The organism is Acidobacteriota bacterium (genome assembly GCA_039028635.1).
GTDB lineage: Bacteria > Acidobacteriota > Thermoanaerobaculia > Multivoradales > JBCCEF01 > JBCCEF01.
In genome coordinates this window covers 46,940-70,123 of sequence record JBCCHV010000032.1, presented here as the reverse complement: position 1 = coordinate 70,123, position 23,184 = coordinate 46,940, and the positions used below count along the sequence as shown (strand labels likewise).

The 23,184-nt window shown below is 68.6% G+C and carries 18 protein-coding genes; 14 read left to right on the top strand and 4 right to left on the bottom strand.

What is annotated here, in order from left to right:
* Positions 1 to 515: 515 nt before the first annotated feature.
* Positions 516 to 953 (bottom strand): arsenate reductase ArsC, encoded by a 438-nt coding sequence (locus tag AAF604_14320; protein ID MEM7050839.1) that lies wholly within the window; start codon positions 951 to 953, stop codon positions 516 to 518.
* A gap of 288 nt (positions 954 to 1,241) precedes the next feature.
* Between AAF604_14320 and AAF604_14315 the strand changes: the two genes are divergently transcribed.
* From AAF604_14315 to AAF604_14295, 5 genes are all read left to right on the top strand, one after another.
* The gene (locus AAF604_14315; GenBank protein ID MEM7050838.1) at positions 1,242 to 3,380 is read left to right on the top strand and encodes an alkaline phosphatase family protein; all 2,139 of its coding nucleotides are present in this window, start codon (positions 1,242 to 1,244) and stop codon (positions 3,378 to 3,380) included.
* A gap of 238 nt (positions 3,381 to 3,618) precedes the next feature.
* Complete coding sequence (locus AAF604_14310; protein ID MEM7050837.1) at positions 3,619 to 4,233, top strand: CPBP family intramembrane glutamic endopeptidase; 615 nt, start codon at positions 3,619 to 3,621, stop codon at positions 4,231 to 4,233.
* A gap of 80 nt (positions 4,234 to 4,313) precedes the next feature.
* Positions 4,314 to 5,432 carry a peptidoglycan DD-metalloendopeptidase family protein gene (locus AAF604_14305; GenBank protein ID MEM7050836.1) on the top strand — a complete coding sequence of 373 codons (1,119 nt, stop codon included), beginning with the start codon at positions 4,314 to 4,316 and terminating at the stop codon, positions 5,430 to 5,432.
* 9 nt (positions 5,433 to 5,441) lie between these two features.
* Complete coding sequence (locus tag AAF604_14300; GenBank protein MEM7050835.1) at positions 5,442 to 6,623, top strand: S41 family peptidase; 1,182 nt, start codon at positions 5,442 to 5,444, stop codon at positions 6,621 to 6,623.
* Between the two features lie 107 nt (positions 6,624 to 6,730).
* On the top strand, positions 6,731 to 7,687 hold the full coding sequence (locus tag AAF604_14295; GenBank protein ID MEM7050834.1) for a divergent polysaccharide deacetylase family protein: 957 nt from the start codon (positions 6,731 to 6,733) through the stop codon (positions 7,685 to 7,687).
* A gap of 37 nt (positions 7,688 to 7,724) precedes the next feature.
* Here AAF604_14295 and AAF604_14290 read toward each other — a convergent pair whose 3' ends face one another.
* Positions 7,725 to 10,244 (bottom strand): FtsX-like permease family protein, encoded by a 2,520-nt coding sequence (locus AAF604_14290; GenBank protein MEM7050833.1) that lies wholly within the window; start codon positions 10,242 to 10,244, stop codon positions 7,725 to 7,727.
* A complete protein-coding gene (locus tag AAF604_14285) occupies positions 10,234 to 10,938 on the bottom strand; it encodes an ABC transporter ATP-binding protein (GenBank protein ID MEM7050832.1) in 705 nt (234 codons plus the stop codon). Before AAF604_14285 ends, AAF604_14290 begins: the two co-directional genes overlap by 11 nt.
* A 112-nt stretch (positions 10,939 to 11,050) precedes the next feature.
* On the opposite strand from AAF604_14285, the gene AAF604_14280 reads away from it, so the two are divergent.
* Complete coding sequence (locus AAF604_14280) at positions 11,051 to 11,707, top strand: arylesterase (GenBank protein MEM7050831.1); 657 nt, start codon at positions 11,051 to 11,053, stop codon at positions 11,705 to 11,707.
* On the opposite strand, the gene mazG is transcribed toward AAF604_14280, so the two are convergent.
* The gene (mazG, locus tag AAF604_14275; GenBank protein MEM7050830.1) at positions 11,681 to 12,475 is read right to left on the bottom strand and encodes a nucleoside triphosphate pyrophosphohydrolase; all 795 of its coding nucleotides are present in this window, start codon (positions 12,473 to 12,475) and stop codon (positions 11,681 to 11,683) included. The genes AAF604_14280 and mazG overlap by 27 nt on opposite strands.
* Positions 12,476 to 12,579: 104 nt before the next feature.
* Between mazG and AAF604_14270 the strand changes: the two genes are divergently transcribed.
* The 8 genes from AAF604_14270 to AAF604_14235 all read left to right on the top strand — a co-directional run bounded on the left by AAF604_14270 (position 12,580) and on the right by AAF604_14235 (position 23,149).
* The gene (locus AAF604_14270) at positions 12,580 to 13,002 is read left to right on the top strand and encodes a DUF1844 domain-containing protein (GenBank protein ID MEM7050829.1); all 423 of its coding nucleotides are present in this window, start codon (positions 12,580 to 12,582) and stop codon (positions 13,000 to 13,002) included.
* The gene (locus AAF604_14265) at positions 12,983 to 14,761 is read left to right on the top strand and encodes a tetratricopeptide repeat protein (protein ID MEM7050828.1); all 1,779 of its coding nucleotides are present in this window, start codon (positions 12,983 to 12,985) and stop codon (positions 14,759 to 14,761) included. The genes AAF604_14270 and AAF604_14265 overlap by 20 nt, the downstream gene beginning before the upstream one ends.
* A gap of 11 nt (positions 14,762 to 14,772) precedes the next feature.
* The gene (locus tag AAF604_14260) at positions 14,773 to 16,248 is read left to right on the top strand and encodes a DUF4388 domain-containing protein (GenBank protein MEM7050827.1); all 1,476 of its coding nucleotides are present in this window, start codon (positions 14,773 to 14,775) and stop codon (positions 16,246 to 16,248) included.
* Between the two features lie 403 nt (positions 16,249 to 16,651).
* Complete coding sequence (gene dnaK, locus AAF604_14255) at positions 16,652 to 18,559, top strand: molecular chaperone DnaK (GenBank protein MEM7050826.1); 1,908 nt, start codon at positions 16,652 to 16,654, stop codon at positions 18,557 to 18,559.
* 133 nt (positions 18,560 to 18,692) lie between these two features.
* Positions 18,693 to 19,091, top strand: a complete 399-nt coding sequence (locus tag AAF604_14250) for a helix-turn-helix transcriptional regulator (GenBank protein MEM7050825.1) — start codon at positions 18,693 to 18,695, stop codon at positions 19,089 to 19,091.
* 184 nt (positions 19,092 to 19,275) lie between these two features.
* A complete protein-coding gene (locus tag AAF604_14245; protein MEM7050824.1) occupies positions 19,276 to 20,004 on the top strand; it encodes an ATP-binding protein in 729 nt (242 codons plus the stop codon).
* The gene (locus AAF604_14240; protein ID MEM7050823.1) at positions 20,001 to 20,879 is read left to right on the top strand and encodes a hypothetical protein; all 879 of its coding nucleotides are present in this window, start codon (positions 20,001 to 20,003) and stop codon (positions 20,877 to 20,879) included. Before AAF604_14245 ends, AAF604_14240 begins: the two co-directional genes overlap by 4 nt.
* Positions 20,876 to 23,149 (top strand): SpoIID/LytB domain-containing protein, encoded by a 2,274-nt coding sequence (locus AAF604_14235; GenBank protein ID MEM7050822.1) that lies wholly within the window; start codon positions 20,876 to 20,878, stop codon positions 23,147 to 23,149. The genes AAF604_14240 and AAF604_14235 overlap by 4 nt, the downstream gene beginning before the upstream one ends.
* Positions 23,150 to 23,184 lie beyond the last annotated feature (35 nt).

Here is a 23,184-nt window from a genome sequence, read left to right as displayed (position 1 = left end):
GGGGGGGCGCGCTGTTTGCACAAAAACCCCCCGCACCGGGGCGCGGGGCCCCGCGCGGCCCGGGCGGCGCCACGGCCCCCGCGACGGGAGAGGAGGCCCAAAAACCGCGCTTCTTGGGCCGGAGTGGGACGCGCAGTCAGGGGCGCGTAGCCCCTCTCGGAAAAAACAGCTAGCAGCGCTGAAAAACTCGTCGGCAACCTGCGACCGGGCCCGAGAGGGCTGGGCGCCCCCGGCCCGGCGGCGGCAGAGGCTTGAAGGGCCGCCCTGGATTGGGCCGAGGACGGGGCCGCCTGCCGGCAGTAGGCACCGTCTGCTACTCCAGCAGACGGTCTCCGAGCCCAAAGGGCGAGGCGGCGCCGAAGGCGCCGAGGTCGGGGGCGCCCGGCCAGGGGTGAGAGCCAACGACATGTGCGTTGGCTTGAGGGGGGCGCCTTTTAGCCCCCCTGAAACAGACAGCTAGCAGCGTTGGAAATATCGCGAAGCGGACTTTTTCAGCAGCCTGCTAGCGGGCCGCGTCAGAGCGACTGCGCGCGCGCATACTCGGCAACGCGCTCGGCGATCAGGTCGCGCACTTCCCGGAACTTGGCCCGCGTTTCGTCGGCGCTGCCGACGAAGGCCGCCGGATCCTCGAAGGGCCAGATCAAGCGCTCATGAACCCCCGGCCAGACCGACGGACAGGACTTGGCGGCGCCATCGCACACCAGCACCAGGGTGTGAACCGGCAGCGTACCGAGAAAGTCGCGGTAGCCCTGGGGCCGGCGCTTGGAGACGTCGAAACCGGCTTCCGCCAACACCTCGACGGTCATCGGGTGGATGCGCTCGCCGGGCTCGGTACCGGCGCTGTGGACTTGGAAGCGCTCACCGAGCTCGCGATCGAAGTAGCACTGGGCCATCTGGCTGCGGGCCGAGTTGCCGGTGCAGAGCACGAGGATGGCCGGTTTCTGGGTCGTCATGGGGCGTTTTTTCTCCCGTAGCTGGGGTGGTCAGGGAGGTCTCGAAGCCCGGGGCCGCCGAGCGGGTCAACCGACTCCTGGCGTGGCAAGAGCCCTGAGGCTAGCGGGGATTCCGGGGTCGGTTCAAGGACCAATCGGTGACAGGGGGGTGACCTTCGCGCGGCCAACCTCGTCGCTCTCTGGTCTGCTATCATCGGACGGCGTCGGTGAACGATTTCTGCCCCCCGTCGCCCATCGGGCTGCGCAACTCTACGGCCCTTCATCCCTCGACAACGAGAGCGGTTTGCCATGAGACTGATTGCTACTTTCGCGTTCCTCGCCTTGATCCTCCTGCTCGCGCCCACTGCCGTCGGTGAAGAACCGAAGGTCGTCATTCTCGGCTTCGATGGTGCCGATGCGGCGATGGCGGAACAGTGGATGGATGCCGGTGAGCTACCCAACTTGGCGGCGCTGCGCGACCAGGGGACGTTCTCCCCGCTGCGTTCGACGATTCCATCCCAGACGCCGGTTTCCTGGTCGACCTTCGCCACCGGACTCAATCCTGGTCGGCACTCGATCTTCGACTTCCTGAAGCGCGACACGGAGACCTACCGCCCGAGCTTCGCGGCCTTCGACGAGACCCGCGAGGCCTTTCTGTGGGGCGAGCGCAACGGCTTGATGGTCGGCCTGTTGGGGTTCCTGGCGGTGGCGCTTCTGTCCTTCCTGCTGCTCCTCGTGATCTTTCGCAAGCGCCTCCTGCGGGTGACCGTGATCGCCGTGGTGCTCGGCCTGTTGGGCGGCGTCGGGGCCGGCATGGCGGCCGACCGGCTGATGCCGGTGGAGCGCCCGGTGGCGGTCAATCGTCAGCAGGGCGAGACCTTCTGGCAGGTGCTCGGCGCCGCCGGCAAGCGAGTGCGGGTGATGCGGGTGCCGGTGACCTTCCCGCCGGAGCCCTTCCCCCACGGCGAGCTGTTGACCGGCCTCGGCACGCCGGACCTGTCGTTCCGCATCGGCAAGCCCTTCTACTTCACTTCGGAGCTCTTCTTCCAGCCCAAGGGCGGGGGAGACTTCTCGATCGAGATCGTCGAGCTGGTCGACAACCAGGGCGAGATCAAGACCGAGGTCAAGGGGCCACCGAACAAGTTCTTCCCGGAGCAGAGCGACTACATCGAAATCCCGATGACGCTCACCGTGGCGGAAGATCGCCAGTCGCTGAATATCGAGGTCTCCGGCAACCGCTTCGACATGTCTCCCGGCGAGTGGAGTCCGTGGGTGGAGTTCGAGTTCCCCTTCAACTCGGTGATCAAGATGGCCGGTATCGGGCGCTTCCGGTTGATGTCGGTGGAGCCCGAGGTGCGCCTCTACCTATCGCCGATTCAGTTCGATCCGGCGAACCTGCCGCCGATGTTCGCGATCACCGCGCCGGGCGAGTTCGTCGACGAGCTCACCTACCGCTTCGATCGCTTCAAGACCATCGGCTGGGCGATCGACACCTGGTCGATCACCGACGGCACGATCAATGAGGAGATCTTCCTCGAAGACGTTGCTTTCACCGCCGACAAGTACAGCTCCATGATGCTCGACATGCTGGGAGACGACGACTGGGACGTGCTGGTGAGCTACTTCGAGTTCACCGACCGTGTGCAGCACGTCATGTACCGCTACATCGACCCCGAGCATCCCCTCTACACCGAGGAGGGAGCGGCCGAGTGGGGCAGCGCGATCCTCGATTCCTACAAGCGCATGGACGCGATCGTCGGCGAGGCGATGGAGCGGCTGCCCGAAGGAACCTCCCTGTTCGTGGTCTCGGACCACGGCTTCGCGCCCTGGCGCCGCACCATGAACTACAACACCTGGCTCGCCCGCGAGGGCTACATGGTGCTGCAGGGGGAGGGGCCGGAGCGCGCCAACCTCGAGGACCTGTTCGACCAGGGTGAGTTCTTCGTCAACGTCGACTGGAGCCGCACCCGCGCCTATGCCATGGGCCTCGGCAACATCTACATCAACCTCGCCGGTCGTGAGAAGAATGGCATCGTGCAGCCAGGGGCCGAGTACCAGGCGCTGGTGACCGAGCTCAAGACGAAGCTCGAGGCCTTCGTCGACGAGGAGACGGGCGACAATCCGGTGGCTCACGTCTTCACCCGTGACGAGGCCTACGGCACCTACGATCCGGAGCTCATTCCGGACCTCTTCCCGTCCAACAGCAGTGGCTATCGGGTGGGCTGGCAGGACAGCTTGGGCATTGTCGGCAAGAAGGTCGTCGAGCCCAATGTCGATGTCTGGAGCGGCGATCACTGCTCCGTCTACCCGCCACTGGTCAACGGCATTCTCTACAGCAACCGCGAGCTCATCCTCGACGATCCCTACATGGCCGACATCATGCCGACGTTGCTCGAGATCTACGACGTCGAGGCACCGACCCAGCTCGACGGCAAGAGCCTGCTGTAGCGACGCCAACCCGCCGGTGCTCGACCGAGCGCACCGGACATCGCCGTAGTGAAGAGCCCTCGCCCGTCGAGGGCTCTTCGTTCGTTTGGGCAACGGGAACGGCAGAAAACCGTTGGTGGTCACGTACTGAGAAGAGGGCTGCGCGGCGCCCTCGGACGAATGACCGGGCTCGTGCCCTGAGAGCGCTGTCCTGCGGGGAGAAGTCTCGTTCGTTAGATCGTTTCGGGGAGGGTTGCTCATGGTCATTTCCGCCGTCGCCAACGCTGTCGCGAATCTGGTTGTTCTGTTGCTCCTGCCCTTTGGCGGCTACTACCTCTTCCATCGTTGGAAGTACCGTCGAAGCTTCGGAGAGGTGGCCCGTCGGGCCGGGCTGCAGCTCGGCGAGGCTAAGTACATCGCCTATGGCGGTGGGATGGGTCTGCTGGTGGCGCTCGCGCTGGCGATCTTCCTGCGCGACCCCGAGCCTCTGACCCGCGAAGGCTCCGCGATGAGCGCCTATGCCGGCCTCGGGTTGGCTCCCGAGGTGGTTCTGGTGGCCCTGATCTACGGCGTCGTCAAGACCGGCTTCTGTGAGGAGCTGCTATTTCGTGGCCTGATCGCCGGTAGCCTCGGCCGACGCCTTCGGTTGCCTTGGGCCAACCTCTGGCAAGCGCTGATCTTCCTTCTTCCGCACTTGGCGCTGCTGGTGTTTGCTCCGGAGCTTTGGCCTTTGCTCTTGCTGGTTTTCGCCTTCGGGCTTTTCAAGGGTTGGCTGCGCATCCGCTCGGAATCCATCGTCGGTCCCTGGCTGCTGCATGCAATCGGCAACGTCACGGCGGTACTCCTGGTCGCCACCCGGGGAGTCCCGACCTGAAGAGGGGGGCATGACGGTCGGCTCTTGCGCCTGTCCGGTGGCTCACCGCAGCCGGTGGGGTCGCGGGTAGAATCGCCGCCATGGGCGTCGCCGGCCGTTTCCTGCTGATTCTGAGTACGTTCGCCCTCGCCGTGGTGCCGGTGACGGCGCAGGTCGGTTCGCGCGAGGAAGAGCTGGCCCGAGTGCGCCGCCAGATCAAGAAGCTGCAGCAGGATCTGCAGGCGGTCGAGCGTCGAGAGTCCGGAGCCGAGGGCCGCCTGGAGCGGCTCGATGTCGAGCTCGAGCTGCAGAACGAGCGGCTGCTCGAGGCGCGCGCCGCCCGTGCCCTGAGCGAACAGCAGGTGGCCGACAGCGAGCGCCGTATCGCCGACCTCGAGGTGCGCTTAGCCGCCGTTCGGGACGAACTGCGCGGTCGTCTCGGTGGGCTCTATCGCCTCGGTGGCCACGGCTACCTGCGTCTCTTTCTGTCCGTCGAGCCGGGCACCGACATGCTCGAGGCGATCCGCCTGCTGCGCTTCCTGGTGCGGCGCGATGCGCGCGCCTTCCGCAGCTTTCGGCAGGCGCGGGACGGCCTCGAGGACGAGCGCAAGACCCTCATCGGCAAGCAGCAGGAGGTGCGCCAATGGCTCGAGCAGGAAGAGGATCGTCAGGACGAGCTCGCTCGCATGCGCCGCCGCCAGGAAACTCTGCTGGCCGAGCTCGGGGGGCGCCGGCGCAGCCTCGAGGCGCGGGCTTCGGAGCTCGAGGATCGCGAGAGCAAGCTGGCCAACTTCCTCGACTTTCTCTACGGGCGCAGCGGAGCCGTGCTCAGCGGTCGGCCGATCCAGGACTTCCGCGGCGTGCTCGATCGCCCGGTCGCCGGGCGGGTGAGCCAGGGCTTCGGCCCACGCCTCGACCCCCGCTACCGCACCCGGGTACCCCACAACGGCGTCGCCTTCACCACCGCCAGCGGCGACGAAGTACGCTCCGTCTACCCCGGCAAGGTGCTCTTCGCGGCCCCCTTCCGCGGCTACGGCCCGACCGTGATCGTGCACCACGCCGGGCGTGTATTTACCCTGTATGCAGGACTTTCCAGCGTCGGCGTCGGGCGCGATGAGGTAGTATCTCTGGGAGATGTGGTGGGTCGAGCGTCCAACTCCCTGTACTTCGAGATCCGCGTCGAAAACCGCCCCGAAGACCCCCTCCAATGGTTTCGTTGAGGAGCCCCCATGAATCGCGGCCGGATGACCTTTTTTTTCGTCAGCGCAGCGCTGGTAGTGACCCTGTTGAGCGGCACGTTGCTCGGCGCCGTCACCAAGGATGAGCCCACGGGGGAAGATTCCCTCTACAAGTATCTGTCGGTCTTCACCGAGGTGCTGAGCCTGATTCGCCAGGCCTACGTCGATTCTCCGGAGATCGGAGAGTTGATGCTGGGAGCCCTCGACGGCACCACCGATGCCCTCGATCCCTTCTCGATGTATGTCCCACCGGGGCAGGTCGAGGCCTACCTGGCGGCGAGTGCGACCGTCGAGCAGCTCACCGGATTGACCATCCTGAAGGAGCGCGGGGTCGCCTACGCGGTATCGGTCGCCCCGGGGAGCCCGGCGGAGGACGCCGGACTGCGCATGAACGACCTGATCTCCAAGGTCAACGGCGAGCTGACCCGTGAACTGCCGCTGTGGAAGGTGCAGCAGATGCTCGGCGGGGAGGCCGGCTCGCAGGTCGAGGTGGAGGTGATCCGCCGCGGCGATACCCACGCTCTGACGATAGCCCTCGAGGCCTTCGAGACGGCGCCGGTCGAGTTCGCCGAGCAGGACGGCGAGCAGATCGTTCGAATCTTCTCGCCCCAGGCCGCTGCCGAGGCTCCGCTGCGCGACTTCCTCGAGAATTTCGAGGGTGATCGCTTGCTGGTCGACCTGCGCCGCTCCGCCGGTGGCGATGCCAACGTCGCCTATCGCTTGGCGGACCTGTTTGCTCGTGGCGAGCTCGGCAAGCTGGTGCGCAAGGACGAAGATCTGGTGAGCTTTGCCGGTCGCGACGAGGTGGTCTGGCAGGGCCGGATGGTGGTGTTGGTGAGCCGCGGAACCCTCGGGCCGTCGGAGATCCTCGCCACCGTTCTGCGCCAGAAGGCGGGGGCCGAGCTGGTCGGTGATCGCACCTTCGGCTGGGCCGGCCAGCGCGATTCTTCGGCCCTGGCGAGCGGCGGCAGCCTGTTCTACACCTCGGCTTTCTACACCGGGCCGGACGGTGAGCCGCTGTCGTCGAGCCTCGAGCCGGACGTTCGGGTGCGCCCCGGAACCGCCGGATTCTCGGCGGGTGAGACGGATTTCGAAGATCTCATCCTGCAGCGTGGCATCGAGCGATTGAAGGACGACGAGCCCCTGGAATCCACGGAGCAGAAAGCCGCCTGACGAGGCCACCGTCCTGAAGCGCGGGACGGCGCTGGGAAAGGTGGGCGGCTGCGCCGCCCGCCGCCATCGGCCGGGTGCCTCGGGCTCCATTTTCGGCGAATCGAGACATGGCGAAGAAGGGGCGTCGTCGGCGGCGCAAGCAGGTCGGTCTGGGAGGAGTGCTGCTCTTCCTGTTCCTGGCCATGGTGGTGGTGGCGGCGGTCTATCTCGCCTATCGCACGGCGGGTCCGCCCGCTGAACCGGTGGTGGTCGAGGAGGAGCCGGCCGCCGCGCCTTCGGTGCCGCCGGCGCAAGAGCGACCTGTCCCCTCCTCCGAGCCCGAGGTGGTGGCTCCGGTCACACCGCAGTCTCAGCCCGAGTCCCTTCCCGAAGCCTTGCCGGCGAGCGGTGAGGCTCGCATCGCCCTGGTGATCGACGATCTCGGCCGGAGGGTCGCCGACGTCCACGACCTGGAGGCCCTTGGAGTGCCCGTGTCCTACGCGGTGCTGCCCTTCGAGAGCCGCACTCCCCAAGTCCTCGCGGCGCTCGAGGATCACGGCGCCGAGGTTCTGCTCCATCTCCCCATGGAGGGCCGAGACGGAGCGACCCCGGGCCCCGGCGCCCTGCGCGCCGGGATGGCCGCCGCCGAGCTGGCGGCGGCGACCGGCCGCGCCCTCGAGGCGGTGCCGACCGCCCGCGGGGTCAACAATCACATGGGCTCCGTGTTGACCGCCGATGCCTTGTCGATGCGGGCGGTTCTCGAAGTGGTTGCGGAGCGCGGCCTGTTCTTCCTCGATTCCCGCACCAGCCCGCAGAGTGTCGCTTTTCGCACCGCCGTCGATCTCGGGATTCCGACCGCCGAGCGCCAGGTGTTCCTCGATCCCGATCCTGCGCCGGAGGCGGTGCGCTTCCAGTTTCGGCGGCTCCTCGGGGTGAGCCGTGACCGCGGCGCCGCCATCGCCATCGGCCACCCCCATCCGGCGACCCTGGAGGTGTTGCGCCAGGAGGTACCGCGAGCCCGTGAGCTGGGTTATCGCTTTGTTCCGGTGAGCGAGCTACTCGAGCGCACCGGCCTGCCGCCCTGAAGCCATCGACCAGGGTTGAGGCTCGCGGCCTGAGCCGTCAGGGCTGGCGCAGGACCGCCAGGGGACGCACCGCCAGGGCCCGCGCGCTGGCGCCGAGGCCGGCGAGGGTGCTCAGGCCGACGGTGACGGCGAAGGCCATCACCAGCAGCGCCGGCTGCGGTGACCAACCGACCTCGAGGCCCTTCTCGAGGATGCCCCAGGAGAGCAGGGTCGAGCTGGCCAGGCCGACCACGCCGGCGACGGCGCCGATCAGCGAGTACTCGAGAGCGAATCGTGCCACCACTCCCCAGCGGGTGACGCCGAGGGTTTTGAGCAGAGCCACTTCGCTGCCCCGGCGGGCGGCCCCGGCGGCGATGGCGCCGGCCAGGATGGCGAGGCCCGACAGCACCGTGAAGGCGCCCAGCAAGCGCACCGCCAGGCCGATCCGGGTGAGCAGGGTGGTGACCTTGTCGAGCAGCTCACCGATGCGCAGCATGGTGATGTTGGGGTAGGCGGCGGCGAGGCGGTTCTGGGTCTGGCGCTCGACCTCCGGAGCCAGGCGAAAGGTGGCGACTCGCAGGTGAGGAGCGGCGTCGAGGGCCGCCGGCTCGGCGACCAGGAAGAAGTTGAGGCCGAAGGTTTCCCATTCGACGGTGCGCAGGCTGGAGACCACCAGCTCCAGCGGCACTCCCTGGATGTCGAACAGCAGACGCGAGCCGAGCTCGACGCCGAGGTCTTCGGCGAAGTCGCGCTCGACGCTGACTTCCAGCGCCTGTGGATCGTTCCACAGGGCACCGGCGACGATGCGATTGTCGTCCGGTAGGCGGTCGAGGTAGGTCAGTCGCTGTTCCCGAGTGAGGGCCCAGCGGCGGGCGTTGTCGTTGGTTTCCTCGTCGGCCTCGGCGGCCGAGGAGATGCCGACGCCGTCGATCGAGCGCAGCCGGGCCATCACCACCGGCACCGAGTCGATGCCGCGGGCGCCGGCCTCGCCGAGCAGCGACTGCACGCCGCTCCACTGGTCCGGCTGGATGTCGACCAGGAAGGCCGACGGGGCATCGTCCGGCACCTGGGTGGTCAAACGGTGTCCGAGCTGACTCTCGACCTGGGCCATGGTGGCGACCACCAGCACGCCCAGGCCGAGGGCGACCATGGCGCCGCGGGTGCCGGCGCCGGGGCGCAGCAGCGCCTTGAGGCCGTGGCGCAGGGCGGTGCCGCCGAAGCTCTCCGGCAGGCGGGCGAGGGTTCCGGTGGTCAGGCTCGAGGCCAGCGCGAGGGCGCCGCCGGTGGCCAGCAGAACCAGCGTGAAGGCGCCGCCGAGGAGGCCGTCGCGGGCTTGGCCGATGGCGAACAGGGTGATGCCGCCGAGCAGCAGGGCGGCGGTGCCGAGGGTCGCTCCCCGGCTCGGCGGGGGCGGCTCGACGCTTTGCCGGAAGGCGCGCGCCGGCGGCAGCCGGAGGATCGAGGTCAGCGGTGCGATGGCGAAGATCAAGGCCACCCCGAGGCCGAGGGCGAGGCCGCGCAGCAGCGCTTCCGGCTGCCAGGGATCGAGCAGGTCGACGGGCACCAGATCCGGGAACAGGGCCGGCACGATGCGCTGCAGGGCACTGCCGGCGAGCAGCCCGACCAGGCTACCGGCGAGGGCGAGGAGGGCGGTCTGGGTGAGGTAGAGACCGAAGAGCTCCCGGGGCCGCACGCCGAGGCACTTGAGGATGGCGAGGGAGTCGTAGCGGCTGACCAACCAGGCGCGCACCGTCTGACCGATGCCGAGGCCGCCGACGAGCAGTGAGAGCAGGGCCGTGAGGCCGAGAAACCGGTCGACGCGATCGACTCCCTGGCGCAGCGAAGGTTGTGCCTGGCGCGAGGTCTCGACCCGGTAGTAGGGCGGCAGCTCCGCGGCGAGATCTTCGGCGAGGGCTTCCGGATCGGCACCGGCGTCGGCCAGTTGCAGCAGGGTGCGGTGCTCGATGCGGCTGCCCTTCTGCGCCAGGCTGGTGCGGGCCAGACCGTCGAGGGAGATCATCACCCGCGGTCCCATGGCGAGGCCGACCTGCAGGCGGTCCGGCTCGCGCTCGATCTCACCGGCGATGACAAAGCGCTCGCCGCCGATGGCCAGGCCATCGCCGATGGCGAGGCCGAGGCGCGCCAGCAGCTCGGGGGCGGCGAGGGCGGTCTCGGCGCTGAGCAGCTCGGCGATGGGGCGATCCGGAAGGAGCTCGATCTCGCCGTAGAAGGGGTAGCCGGAGCCGACCGCCTTGAGCTCGGCGAGCTGGCTTTCGCCGCTGCCGGGCGCCGCCACCAGGGTGACCATCTCCTTGATCTCGACGCGCGCCGCGATCCGGGGGTCGGCGAGGCGGGCCTGGATCTCGTCCGGCAGCGGACGGCGCCCCTCGAGGGCGAGGTCCGCCGCCAGCAGGTTGCGGGCCTGGGAGCGGATGCCGGCGTCGAGGCCGGCGGAGAGGCCGGCCACCGCCACCACGGCGGTGACGCCGACCGCCAGGCAGGCGACGAAGAAGGCCAGCGGGCGCCGCGTACCGCGCGACTCGCGCAGCAGCAGGCGGCCGTAGAGATCAAGACGCAACGGCCGTTTCCTGGCGCTCCAGGCGCCCGTCGCGGAGGTGGATCTGGCGGTCACAGTGGCGCGCCACGGCGGGGTCGTGGGTCACCATCACGAGGGTCGTGCCCTGCTCCGTCCGCAGCTCGCCGAGGAGCTCGAGGACGCGCTGGCCGGTGGCGCTGTCGAGGTTGCCGGTGGGCTCGTCGGCGAGCAGGATCGCGGGCCGTGCCGCGAAGGCGCGGGCGATGGCGACCCGCTGCTGCTCACCGCCGGAGAGCTGCGCCGGGTAGTGGTGACCGCGGGCCGACAGGCCGACGGCGGCGAGCAGCTCGTCGGCGCGCTGCCGGGGTGCCGCGTCGGCGATCAGCTCGAGGGGCAGCGAGACGTTCTCGCGGGCGGTGAGGTTGGGCAGTAGCTGAAAGGACTGGAAGACGAACCCGATGCGGTGCCGGCGGAGTCGCGCCAGGCGATCCTCGGACCAGCCCTGGATCGCCTCGCCGTCGATCAGCACCTCCCCAGAGGTCGGTCGATCGAGGCCGGCCATCAGCGCCAAGAGGGTCGACTTGCCACTGCCGGAGGGCCCCAGGACGGCCACCGATTCTCCCGCCGCGACCGTCAGGTCGATGTCGTCGACGAGGGTGAGGAGGCGGTCCCCGGAGGGCAGTTGTCGGGTGAGGGAACGAAGCTCGATACGTGGGGATTCGGAGGTCTTGGGCATCTCGTGACGGCAGACGGAAGGACTGGAAGCGGATGGCGAATCGCGAGTTGATGCAGGGGGCGCGGCGTTTGCCGCTGGACCGATCAACCCGAGGCGACACTAGAATAATTCCATGACTTTCCGACCTTTTGCCGGCGCCCTCGTCGCATGCCTCGCTCTCAGCCTCGCCTGTGGCTCGCCGCCGGTCGTCGAAGCCCCGGCGCCGGCCGAGCCTTCGGGCCCGCTGGTGGTCTTTCTCGGTGACAGCCTGACCGCCGGCTATGGCCTGGAAGAGGGACAGGCCTTTCCCGCTCTGATCTCCGAGGCGCTGGCGGCGGCGGGCGAGCCGATCCGCCTGATCAATGCCGGCGTCAGCGGCGACACCAGCGCCGGCGGTCTGTCGCGCATCGACTGGCTGTTGCGCCAGCGGCCGGACGTGGTGGTGGTGGCATTGGGAGCCAACGACGGCTTGCGGGGGCAGCCCCTCGAGGGCATCGAGTCCAACCTGCGCGCCATCGTCGAGCGTTGTCAGGAGGCGGGGGCTCGGGTGTTGATCGCCGGCATGGAGATGCCTCCCAGCCATGGCCCCGAGTACACCGCCGGGTTTCGCGCCCTCTATGGCGAAGTGGCCACCGCCACCGGCGTCGCCCTGCTGCCGTTTCTGCTCGAGGGGGTGGGAGGTGAGCCGGAGCTCAATCTCGCCGACGGTATCCACCCCAACGTCGAGGGCCACCAGCGGATCGCCGACACCGTGCTGCCGGCCCTACGCCGAGTTCTCGCCGGCCTCTGAGGCCTTGGCCTCCTGCCACAGCGCCTCCATTTCGTCGAGGCTGGCTTCGGCCAAGGGCCGTCCGCGCTCCTGCAGGCCCCGCTCGATATAGCGGAAGCGGCGCACGAACTTGCGATTGCAGGCCGCTGCCGCCGCCTCGGGATCGATCTCGAGCTTGCGCGCCAGGTTGGCGAGGGCGAAGAACAGGTCCCCGATCTCCTCGGCGGCGGCGGCTTGGCCGAGGCCTGACGCCAGGGCCTCGCGCAGCTCACCGACCTCCTCGTCGATCTTGTCCAGGACCTCCGCCGGAGTGGCCCAGTCGAAGCCCACGCCGGCGGCTTTCTGGGTCAGCCGGTAGGCGCCGTTGAGGGCCGGCAGGGAGCGCGGTACACCGGCGAGGAGACCGCCATCCTGCCGCCGGTCCAGCTTGCGGCGTTCCCAGGCCCGCTCGACGGCCTCGCGATCGACGAGCTTCTCGTTTCCGAAGACATGGGGGTGACGATCGATCATCTTGCGCTCGACGGCGTCGATCGCATCGCCGACGGTGAAGGCGTCCGCTTCCTCCGCCAGGCAAGCGATGAAGGCGCCCTGGAAGAGCAGGTCGCCGAGCTCTTCGCGGATCTCCGGCCAACGGCCCTCGTCCAGGGCATCGGCGAGCTCGTGGGCTTCTTCGAGGAGATACGGCCGCACGCTGGCGAGGCTTTGCTCGCGGTCCCAGGGGCAACCATCGGGCGCTCGCAGGCGGCGGACCAGGGCGACCAGCTCGGCGAGCTCGGAAGTTGGCTTCATGGTGTCTCAGGTGGTGTGGCGAGGGGCGGGATGCGCCTTGCTCCCAGGGATTTGCGCTTGCTACGATAGCGCACCGCGGCACTACCCGAAAAATTCGAGACGGAGTGAAAATCTTGGGCGACGGCGACATCAAGGTGACCGACAAGCGGATGTTCACCCCCGATGGCGAGCTGCGGGAGGAGTTTCGTTCCCTCGGCGACAAGGAGGCCGCTCCGGAGCCCGTTGCCGAACCTCCGGTCGAGACTGCGGAGGAGGAGAAGCCGGAGATCGAGCGTCCCGACCCGGCCGAGACCCAGGCCTTCCTCGAGCTGCTCTCGATGCTCGCCGAGCCGGCGGCGATCTTTCTCGGCGACGTTCCGTTGCCGGACGGACGCCGCACCGAGAATCTCGACATGGCTCGCATGCACATCGATCTGCTCGAAGTGCTCAAGAAGAAGACCGCCGGCAATCTCTCCATGGAAGAAAGCTCTGCCCTCGAGGACGTCGTCTATCGCCTGCAGATGCGCTATGTCCAAAAGCGCGGCTGAGGGACCGCCGGGTGCCCCGGGGCGCCCGCTGGGGCTCGTCGGGCTCGGCCTGCTCCTGGCCCTGGCGCTGACTCCGACGCTCAGTGCCCAAGACGAGGTTCGGCGCATCGGCGCCATCGAGATGCCGCTCGCCGCGCAGCAGAATCTGGTGCTGTTGCGTGAGCATTGGGCGCGTTGGGAAGGGGCGGTGGCGGGCGATCAAAGGGACCTCGCCGGGGCCTCTGTCGACGAGCTCCTGGCGACCGCCGAGCTGCTCGGCTTCGAGGCCCTTGCGGATCTCAGTCGGGCGGCCGTCTCGCGTGCCGTGGAGGTCGCCGTCGACGGCGACCTGGTCAAAGCCCGTTGGGCTCTCGAGGATGCCGAGCGCCTCGACCCGGGGGCGCCCGAGGTGGCCTTCGGGGAAGCTGCGGTCCATCGCCACGACGGTAGCTGGTGGCCCGCCCTGCAGGCTTCGTCGCGCGGTTACCTGCGGCTCCTCAGTCAGCGCCTGGAACGGCGGGTGATGCTGCACGGCGCGCTGTTCTTCGTTCTCTTCGCCCTGCTGTGTGCGGGTTTTCTCTTCCTCGCCCTCCAGATGGCGACCAAGGGAGGCTCTCTCTTCGCCGATGTCGTCAAGCCTCTCGGCCGGGTGCTGCCGGCGGCGCTGGCCTATCCCCTCGCCGCCCTCGCCTTGCTCTGGCCGCTGGCCTTGCCCCAGGGGCTGCTGTGGCTGGCGATCTTCTGGTCGGTGTTGTTGTGGGGCTACGGCTCCGGGAGCGAGCGGACGGTGCTGATCGGCCTCTGGCTTCTGCTCGGCGTGACGCCGCTGCTGCTGGCGGAGCAGCGGGCGCGCCTGGAGGTGGCGCTGGCGCCGCCGGCGCGGGCCCTCGACAGCCTGATCGAGGGCCGCCTCTACGGCGAGATCTTCAGCGATCTCGGCAGCCTGCCGGCGCTGTTCCCGGAGGAAGCCGCGGTGCAGCACTTGATGGCCGACGTGCACCGCAAGCTCGACTATTGGCCGGTGGCACGCAATCTCTACGAGCAGATGGCGGAAGAGGATGCCGGCGCCGTCGACGCCCAGATCAACCTCGGGGTCTACTACTTCCAGCAGAACAAGTTCCCGGATGCGGTGAACCACTTCAAGAAGGCGACGGAGTTGGCGCCGGACAATGTGCTGGCGCACTTCAACCTCAGCAAGGCCTACGCCGAGAGCTACTACTTCAGCGAGCAGAGTGCCGCCTTTCAGCGCGCCCAGGAGCTCGACCGCGGTCTGGTCGGGCAGTGGATTCGCGAGACCGAGAAGGAGCAGGTGCGAACCTCCGAGGCCGGTCTCGATCGCCTTCCCGAGATCCGCCGCCGGCTGCTCGCTTTGCAGCGTGGCGACGACAGCCTGACCGGCCGATTGTCGGCGGCGCGGCGCTGGTTCGGCCCGGCGGTCGCCGGGCTCCTGCTGCTGGCGGCCCTCGCCCTGCACTTGCTGCGGCGTCCCTTCGGCTACGCCAATCCGGCCCTTTCGGACGTCGGCGGCGGGCGCATCGATCGCGCCGTGCGCTTCCTGGTGCCGGGCTTCTTCTCGGCGGAGGTCGGCTATGGAGCTCGCGCCTACCTCACCCTGCTGATTCCCGTGGTCTTGGTGCTCTTGCCGCTGGCGCGCCACTTCAGCTTCGTGGTGCCGGTGGGCGTCGACCCGGGGCCGGAGCTGATGTGGGCCCTGTGCCTGGGCGGGCTCGCCCTGTTCTATGGTCTGCGCCTGGTCGTGGAACTGCGCAACCCTGCTTAGCGAGTGAACTGATGACCGTAGAAGGCACCCTCGACGTCTTCAATCTGCCGGAGATCCTGCAGCTCATCGGGCAGCAGCGCAAGACCGGCATCCTGACGGTCCAGGGGGAGAGCAACATCGTCGCGATCTCCTTCCTGCAGGGCGAGGTGGTGGCCGCCGACGCCCTCGATCGCACCGTCGAGGATGGTCTGCGCGACGTGCTGGTGCGAGAGGGCGTGGCGACCGCCGAGCAGCTCGCCGGGGAGGATGGGGACGGCCGGCCGATGGATCGCTGGGTCGAGGCCGGCCTGGTGAGCCGCGACCAGGTGTTGCGCGGCCTGCGGGGTCAGACCTTCGAAGTCCTCCAGGGCCTGCTCGGCTGGACCCAAGGCGAGTTCAAGTTCTACTCCGGGGACGAGGTGTCCTACGAGGAGGGGATTCGGCCGATCTCGATCGAGGAGCTGCTGGTGCGCTCGATCCAGGACGACGAGCCGGAGGCGGTGCCCGAGTACGGCGGTCGCTATCGGCGTCTCGATCCGCTGCCGGTGGAGATTCGTGACCGGGTTCCCGGGGTGGCGCCGCCGGACGAGGTGCCTGGAGTGCTCTTCCTGGTGCCCGATGAGCGCCTGGTCCTCGACAGCCTGGCCGAGGCACGCTCCGTCGAGCAGGTGGTCGGCGACACGGATCTCGACGAGTACAAGGTGCGGCTCGCCCTCTACCGATTGCTCGAACGCGAGGTGGTCGCGCCCTTCGACGCGCAGCGCGACGAGGAGGTCGAGCAGCTCTTTGACGTGCCGGTGCTGGCGGATATCGAGCCGCCGCCGGATCTCGGCGTCGACGACGAAGACGAATCTCTCCTCGGCGATCTGCCGCTGACCGAGGAGGCCCCGGCTCAGGCCCAGACGCCGGAGCCGGCAGCCGAGGAGCCGGTGGTGGAAGAGGCTCGCCCGGCGGAGCCCGAGAGCGACGACTCGCTGCCGGAGATCGACCTCGATCTCACCCTACAGGGCCAGGCTTCTGCCCCGGTCCCGGCGCCGGCTCTACGCCGCCGAGTGCGGTTTCGGGGTCTCGAAGGCTGGGTCGGGCGGGGGCTCGGCCTGCTGCTCGCGCTGCTCTTCGTCTCGCAGTTGGTTCCCGGCCCGCTGCGCCTGCTGTCGCCCTTCCCGTGGCAAGAGGCGGAGCGCGAGGCGTTGGTCAAGGGCCGGTTGGGGGCGTCCTTCCTCAAGATCGACCGTGCCCTCAAAACCCTCTTCCTGCTCGATGGCTCGTTCCCGCCGAACCTCAATCGGCCGATCGAGGCCAAGTTGCTGGAAGAGCCCGATCTCGACTCCGGCGACGGTCGGCGGGTGCTTTGGCAGACCACCGAGGGGGGCTACGACCTGACCCTCGACAGCGCCGGCGGGGGACCGACGGCGAGCGAAACGGTGATCGAGAACTTCTTTCTCGATCCCGCCTTCGTCGGCCTCGACGACGAGGGCGCGACGGCGCCGCTGGTGCTGCTGGATTAGTCCGCTAGTGCTGCTTGGTTAGCAGGGGTTCGAGGCGCCACCCTCGCCTACGGGGCGGCCCGCCTACGGAGCCCGGCCCGCATGCACGCGTCGTGCGTCTCGCGGCCGGCCAGGCACTCCCATCCTCAGCGGCTTCCGCTACCTCGCGCTTCCGCGTCGGCTGCCGAGTAGCGCCCAAGTTTGTGACGAATCTTCCCTTCGATCGCCCGTTCTCTTCAGGTCGGGAATAAATCTTAGCCAGTAATTGTCAAGTATGGCGAATGGCTTGCTTGACAGCGGATCACTAAGGTCTTAGTCTTGCCAAGCGACCGGCCGATTCGCCGTCACGGGGCTGTGCGAGAGCTTCTCGCGGGCTTCGCTGGGGAGGGCCGCTGAGATTTCTAAGCGAAGGAGTGAAGACGATATGAGCAAGATCATTGGAATCGATCTCGGCACCACCAACAGTGTGGTGGCGGTGATGGAAGGTACGGAAGCGAAGGTGATCCCCAATGCCGAGGGTAACCGGACCACCCCCTCGGTGGTCGCCTTCGCCAAGGACGGCGAGCGCCTGGTCGGCCAGGTGGCGAAGCGCCAGGCGGTGACCAATCCCACCAAGACCATCTTCTCGATCAAGCGCTTCATGGGGCGCCGCTTCGACGAGGTCGCGGAAGAGCTCGAGATGGTGCCCTACGATGTCGCCGGCTCGGACAGCGGCGGCGTGCGGGTGAAGATCGACGACAAGAAGTTCTCGCCGCCGGAGATTTCGGCGATGACCCTGCAGAAGCTCAAGCAGGCGGCCGAGGACTACCTCGGAGAGTCGGTGGAGAAGGCCGTCATCACCGTGCCCGCCTACTTCAACGACTCGCAGCGCCAGGCCACCAAGGACGCCGGCAAGATCGCCGGCCTGCAGGTCGAGCGCCTGGTCAACGAGCCCACCGCCGCCGCCCTGGCCTACGGTCTCGACAAGAAGAAGGATCAGGTGATCGCGGTTTACGACTTTGGCGGCGGTACCTTCGACATCTCGATTCTCGAGGTCGGCGAGGGCGTCGTCGAGGTGAAGTCGACCAACGGTGACACCCACCTCGGTGGTGACAACATCGATCAGCGCATCATCGAGTGGCTGCTCGACGAGTTCAAGAAGGATCAGGGAGTCGATCTGGCCCAGGACGCGATGGCCCTGCAGCGCCTCAAGGAGGCTGCCGAGAAGGCCAAGATCGAGCTCTCGAGCGCCCAGTCGACGGAGATCAATCTGCCCTTCATCACCGCCGACGCTTCGGGTCCGAAGCACCTCACCCTGACCCTCGGCCGCTCCAAGCTGGAGCAGCTCGTGGAGCCGATCATCGGTCGCTCCGAGGGACCCTGCCGCCAGGCCCTGAAGGACGCCGGCCTGAATGCCGATCAGATCGATGAGGTGGTGCTGGTGGGTGGTCAGACGCGCATGCCGGCGATCCAGGAGCTGGTCACCAAGATCTTCGGCAAGGAGCCCAACCGGGGCGTCAACCCGGACGAGGTGGTGGCCATTGGCGCCGCCATCCAGGGCGGCGTGTTGCGCGGCGACGTCACCGACGTGCTGCTCCTCGACGTCACCCCCCTGTCCCTCGGCATCGAGACCCTGGGAGGGGTGTTCACCAAGCTGATCGACCGCAACACGACGATTCCGGCGCGCAAGAGCGAGGTGTTCTCGACCGCCGCCGACAATCAGACTTCGGTCGAGGTGCACGTCCTGCAGGGCGAGCGCGAGATGGCGGCGGGCAACCGCACCCTCGGCCGCTTCCACCTGGTGGGCATTCCTTCGGCGCCGCGTGGCATGCCGCAGATCGAGGTCACCTTCGACATCGACGCCAACGGCATCGTCAACGTCTCGGCGAAGGATCTCGGCACCGGCAAGGAGCAGAAGATCACCATCACCGCCTCGAGTGGTCTCGATGAGGGTGAGATCGATCGCATGGTGCAGGAAGCCGAGTCGCACCATGACGAGGACAAGGAGCGGCGTCAGCAGATCGAGGCCCGCAACCGCCTGGACGGCCTGCATTACTCGACCTCGAAGACCTACGAGGAGAACAAGGAGAAGCTCAGCGCCGAGGACAAGGGCGTGCTCGAGAAAGCTCTCGAGGATGCCAAGAAGGCCCTCGACGGCGAGGACGCGGCGGCCATCGATGCGGCGGCGACGCAGCTCGAGCAGGCCAGTCACAAGCTCGCCGAGGCGATGTACAAGCAGGGCGAGGCGGCGGCCGGCGGCCCGGCTCCGGAGGCGGCGGCCGAGGGCGCCCCGGCGGACAGCGCCGACGACGTCATCGACGCCGAGTACGTCGACGTCGACGAGAAGGCCTGATCAGGATGCGGCCTCCGGTGGGGCGACTCGCCGGAGGCCTTGGCCCCCTCTTCCGGGCGGTCCGTCGGCTGCCTGCTCTCTCACAGCGGCGCGCCCGACGGTCCTCCCGGTGATCTCGAACCGGAGGTAGGTGATGGCTCGCAAGGGAAAAACGTCCTACGTGATGATCAGCGTGGTGGCGGAGCGGTTCGACATCCACCCCCAGACCCTGCGTCTCTACGAGCGCGAGGGTTTGATTTCACCGCACCGCAGCGCCGGCAATACCCGCCTCTACGATGAGCGGTCGCTGTCTCGCCTCGAGACCATTCTGACCCTCACCCGGGAGCTCGGCGTCAACCTCGCCGGCGTCGAAGTGATCCTCAACATGAAGGAACAGATGGAGAGCATGCAGGTCGAGGTCGACCGCCTGCTCGAGCAAGTCAAGCAGGAGACGATCGATCGGCGCGCCGGGATCGACCGGCGACACGCCCTGGTGCGCATCCAGAGCAGCGTGCCGGTGACCATCGAGCGCGACGACGACGACGGCGGTTAGGCCGCCCCCGATTGGGCCCCCCACACGGCGTGTCGGGGCCCTTTCCTCGTGCTACCATCCGCCCATGCCGGCGAGCCCAGGGACGCCCGAACCGTGTGCCTCGTGCGGCGGCCGGGGATGGATTCTCGGAGCCGATGGCGGAGCCGGCAGCGCTCGGCCCTGTGAGTGCCGTGATCGCGATCTGGTGGCGCGTCGCCTCGCCGCCGCGGGCATTCCCCAGCGCTACTCCGCCTGTACCCTCGAAAAATTCAACGTCAACCGCGGAGAGGCGAAGGCATCTCTGCTCAAGGCGCGTTCCCTGTGCCAGCAGTACTGCGATGCCTTCTTCACCGTCGATGGCGTCATGCGGGAGTCCGGCCTGCTGTTCGTCGGGCCCCCGGGGGCCGGCAAGACGCACCTTTCGGTGGCGGTCCTGCGTCACTTGATCCAGCGCTATCGCCTGCGCGGCCGCTTCGTCGACTTCACCTCGCTGATCCACCAGATCCAGTCGAGCTTCGATCCCGGCTCGCCGGACTCGAAGCGCCAGATCCTCGATCCGGTGATCGGCGCCGAGCTCCTGGTGCTCGATGAGCTCGGCGCCCAGAAGCCGACCCCGTGGGTGATGGACACCCTCTACCTGATCATCAACACGCGCTACACGGAGCGGCGGCCGACCCTCTTCACCACCAACTACCGGCTGCAGGAGGTCGCTGCGGCAGAGCCCCGCAAGAACCCCGGCGGGGAGTTCGGCTATCGATCCGCCGGTGCCTCCGACCGTCCCTCGGGACGCGAGCCTGCGGTGGCCTCCCTGTCCGCCCGCTTGACGCCGATGTTGGTCAGCCGTCTGTTCGAGATGGCGCAACCGGTCGAAATGCTCGCGGTGGAGGATTTCCGCCGCGAAGTGAAGCTGCATCAACACCGGTTGGCGCCGTGAGCGCGGCGGCCTTGGCTCGCGGCTGGTCGGTGACCCGGGCGAACCCCGCCCTGGTGGCTTGGACTCTGCTCACCATGGGAGCGGTGTTGATTCTCACCGTCGCCGGCGCCGTCGCGCCGCTGTTGACGGCCCTCGGCTGGGACTTCCAGAGCGATCTCGCGCCGCTGGCGGCGAGCCGCAGCGTCGAGGCGGTGGCCGATGCGGTGATCGTCCTCGAGGACGCCTTCGACCGCTCGGCGGTGGTGACCGGAACGTCGCTGGCGCTGGTCCTGTGGACGGCGGCGCTGGTGCTCTATTGCTTCGCTCAAGCGGGACTGTGGGGCAGCCTTGGCGAGCTCCGGCGGCGGGGCCTCGAGAGCCGTCTGGAGGCCGCCCGGCTGGTGCACTGGGGCAAGCGCCTGTTCGCGCCCTTCTTCTGGTTCGTCAACCTCTATGCGGTGGTCGCCTCGGCTCTGCTCCTGCTGGCGGTGGTGGCCCTGGCGCTGGGGGTTCGCGGCGCTCTGGCGGCCCAGCTCCTGGCGGCCTGCGGAATCTTCGCCGTCGCCATCGCGCTGCTGGTGGTGCACCTCTGGTACGGACCCGGGCGGGCGGCCCTGGCTTGGCCTTCGAACGGGTTGGGCAGCTCCCTGCGGCGGGGCCTCGGGCTCCTCCGCCAGCGCTTTGCGGCGGTGCTTCTGTTGGCGGCGCTGGTGGCCTTGGCGGGCCTGCTGTCGAGCGCCGTCGCCAGTCTGCTCTCGGCCACCCTCGGCAGGCTCGCCTTCGCCGTTCAGCTCGTCCTCGGGCTGCTCCAGGGGGTGGTCACCGCCTTTCTGGCCACCCTCCATGCGGCTGCCCTGGTGAACCTCCTGCGGCCGGCGATGGAGACCGCCCCGTGAAGCGCGTCTGGACCTGGCTAGCGGCGCTGGCGCTGCCCTGGCTGGTGGCCGGCTGCGCCCGCTCCGTGGCCCCCCCGCTGACGCCGGTCGAAACCACACCGAGCAGCGAGCGGCCGGCGGAGGCTCCGCCGGCCGTGGCCGCGCCGACGGCCCTGCCGTTGCCGGAGGCCGCCGCCGAAGCACCGCGGCAGCCGGTGCCGGAGGTGGTGACCCGGTCGCCGCAGGCGCCGATTCGCCTGCGGGTCGGGCTGGCGAGCGATCTCGCCGAGGTCGAGCTTCCATGCTGCGGTCAGGATCTGGTTTTGACCTTCGGGGAAGCTTCCCTGGGGCTCGACGAGAAGGTGGTGGTGCGTCCGGGGCCCGGGGCGGCGACGACCTTCCGACTGCAGGTCGCGGCGCTGCGGGACGAAGCTCAGGGAGCCCAGCTCGCCGCCCGCCTGGAGCGCCTCACCGGGGAGCCGGCCTCGAGTCACATCGATGCCGCGACCGGGCTCTACCAGGTGCGGCTGGGCCGTTTCGAGTCCCGCCAGCGGGCCCTCGCCGCTCGCCAGCGGTGGCGCTCCCTCGACCTCGCCGAAGCCTGGGTGGTGGCCGAGGCGGGGGATGCGGCGCTGGTCCTTGGCCGCGGCGACGAGCAGCGGCGGGTCGAGGGTCGCAGGTTGACCGTCGAGCGCCGGCGCGATGCGTCGACCCTCGCCGCCGCGGAGGACGAGCGCGGCTTGGTCTTCGGAGATCGCCGCTATCGCGGTCGGCTACAGGTATTCCTGAATGAGCGCGGGCGCCTCAACGTGATCAACGAGCTGCCCCTTGAGAGCTATCTGCGCGGGGTGGTGCCGGGGGAAATGGGGCCCAACCTCTATGACCGCATCGAGGCCCTCAAGGCCCAGGCGGTGGCCGCCCGAACCTACACTCTGCGCAACCTCGGCGAGTTCGAGCGCGAGGGCTATGACATCTGCGCCACGCCCCGGTGCCAGGTGTACGGTGGCATGTCCATCGAGCATCCGCTGTCGGACCAGGCCATCACCGATACCGCCCACCAGGTGCTGTTGTTCGACGGCGAGCTGGTGGATGCCCGCTACAGCTCGACCTGCGGTGGCCACACGGAGGACATCGAAGTGGTCTTCCCGCAGGAGAACTATCCCTACTTGCGCGGTGTGCCGTGCCTGGAGGCGGGCAGCATTGCCCTGAGCAATCATCTCCGTCCCGGGGCGCGCTATCCGGAAGCCATCACCCGTCAATTCTTGCCGGCGCCGCCGGGGAATTCCCTGGGAGCGTTCGAAGCCCGCTTGCTGACGGCGGCCCAGCAGGCCGGCCTGACGCCGCCAACGGGGCGCCTGGCGAGCCTGCGGCAGGGCGACCTGCGGCGTTTCCTGCTGGCGTTGCTCGACCTGGTGCTCGATCCGCGGGTCGCGACCTCTTTGCCGGAATGGGTGGAGCAGCCGCCGGCGAGCTGGTCGACGGAGGAGGTGCGGCGGGCTCGGGCGCTCTACGCCAGCGGCCTGTGGCGCGAGGACGACGAGCGCCAGCTCACGCCGTCACAGCTCGAAATGGTTCTCTACTCCTTCGCCCGCACCGTGGGCTTGCTGGTCGAGAAGAAGGCCACTCACCGCGCCCTCGACGACACCGGCTGGCGCATCCGCCTCGAGGGCCGGGAGCAGACCGTCGAGCTGCCACGCGGCCTGGCGGCCTTTCGACCGGTCGAGGATGGGTTGGCCTCCGACTCCCTCTTCCTGATGGCGGGAGACCCGGTGCGCATGGTGTGGTGGCGCGATCGGCTGGTGGCGGTGGTTCAGCCCTTCGTCAGCGAGCGGGACTTCCGTGCTCCCGCCAATCGCTGGCGATCCTGGAGCCGCTTCCGCAGCGACCAGCGCTTGGCCCGGCAGGTGGAGGAGCGCTATCCCGGTCTCGGTTTCACCGGCCTCGAGGTGCTCGAGCGGGGAGTCTCCGGACGGGTCGCCAAGCTGCGCATCCTCGGCCGGGACGATCGCTCGATCGAGGTCGAGGGACTGGCGATCCGCTGGACCCTGGCGCTGCCGGACACCCGCTTCGAGCTGCGTCGCACCCGCTCGCGCCAAGGGGCGCCGGGCTACTTCTTCTCCGGCAGTGGCCTCGGCCACGGGGTTGGCATGTGCCAGACAGGGGCTTTCGCGATGGCGTTGCGCAGCCACGACTACCGCCAGATCCTCGAGCATTACTACAGCGGGGTGACCCTGGCGAGGGCCCGCGGCCGGGCCGTCGCGCCGTTGCGGGTGGACCCGGCGGCGCGATAGCATCCAACGCTCTGAGCCGTTGTTGGATCGCTCCC

Bases quoted from the DNA above. Each gene is read 5' to 3' on its own strand.
- AAF604_14320 (MEM7050839.1), bottom strand. From the start codon at position 953: ATGACGACCCAGAAACCGGCCATCCTCGTGCTCTGCACCGGCAACTCG.
- AAF604_14315 (MEM7050838.1), top strand. From the start codon at position 1,242: ATGAGACTGATTGCTACTTTCGCGTTCCTCGCCTTGATCCTCCTGCTC.
- AAF604_14310 (MEM7050837.1), top strand. From the start codon at position 3,619: ATGGTCATTTCCGCCGTCGCCAACGCTGTCGCGAATCTGGTTGTTCTG.
- AAF604_14305 (MEM7050836.1), top strand. From the start codon at position 4,314: ATGGGCGTCGCCGGCCGTTTCCTGCTGATTCTGAGTACGTTCGCCCTC.
- AAF604_14300 (MEM7050835.1), top strand. From the start codon at position 5,442: ATGAATCGCGGCCGGATGACCTTTTTTTTCGTCAGCGCAGCGCTGGTA.
- AAF604_14295 (MEM7050834.1), top strand. From the start codon at position 6,731: ATGGCGAAGAAGGGGCGTCGTCGGCGGCGCAAGCAGGTCGGTCTGGGA.
- AAF604_14285 (MEM7050832.1), bottom strand. From the start codon at position 10,938: ATGCCCAAGACCTCCGAATCCCCACGTATCGAGCTTCGTTCCCTCACC.
- AAF604_14280 (MEM7050831.1), top strand. From the start codon at position 11,051: ATGACTTTCCGACCTTTTGCCGGCGCCCTCGTCGCATGCCTCGCTCTC.
- mazG (MEM7050830.1), bottom strand. From the start codon at position 12,475: ATGAAGCCAACTTCCGAGCTCGCCGAGCTGGTCGCCCTGGTCCGCCGC.
- AAF604_14265 (MEM7050828.1), top strand. From the start codon at position 12,983: ATGTCCAAAAGCGCGGCTGAGGGACCGCCGGGTGCCCCGGGGCGCCCG.
- AAF604_14260 (MEM7050827.1), top strand. From the start codon at position 14,773: ATGACCGTAGAAGGCACCCTCGACGTCTTCAATCTGCCGGAGATCCTG.
- dnaK (MEM7050826.1), top strand. From the start codon at position 16,652: ATGAGCAAGATCATTGGAATCGATCTCGGCACCACCAACAGTGTGGTG.
- AAF604_14250 (MEM7050825.1), top strand. From the start codon at position 18,693: ATGGCTCGCAAGGGAAAAACGTCCTACGTGATGATCAGCGTGGTGGCG.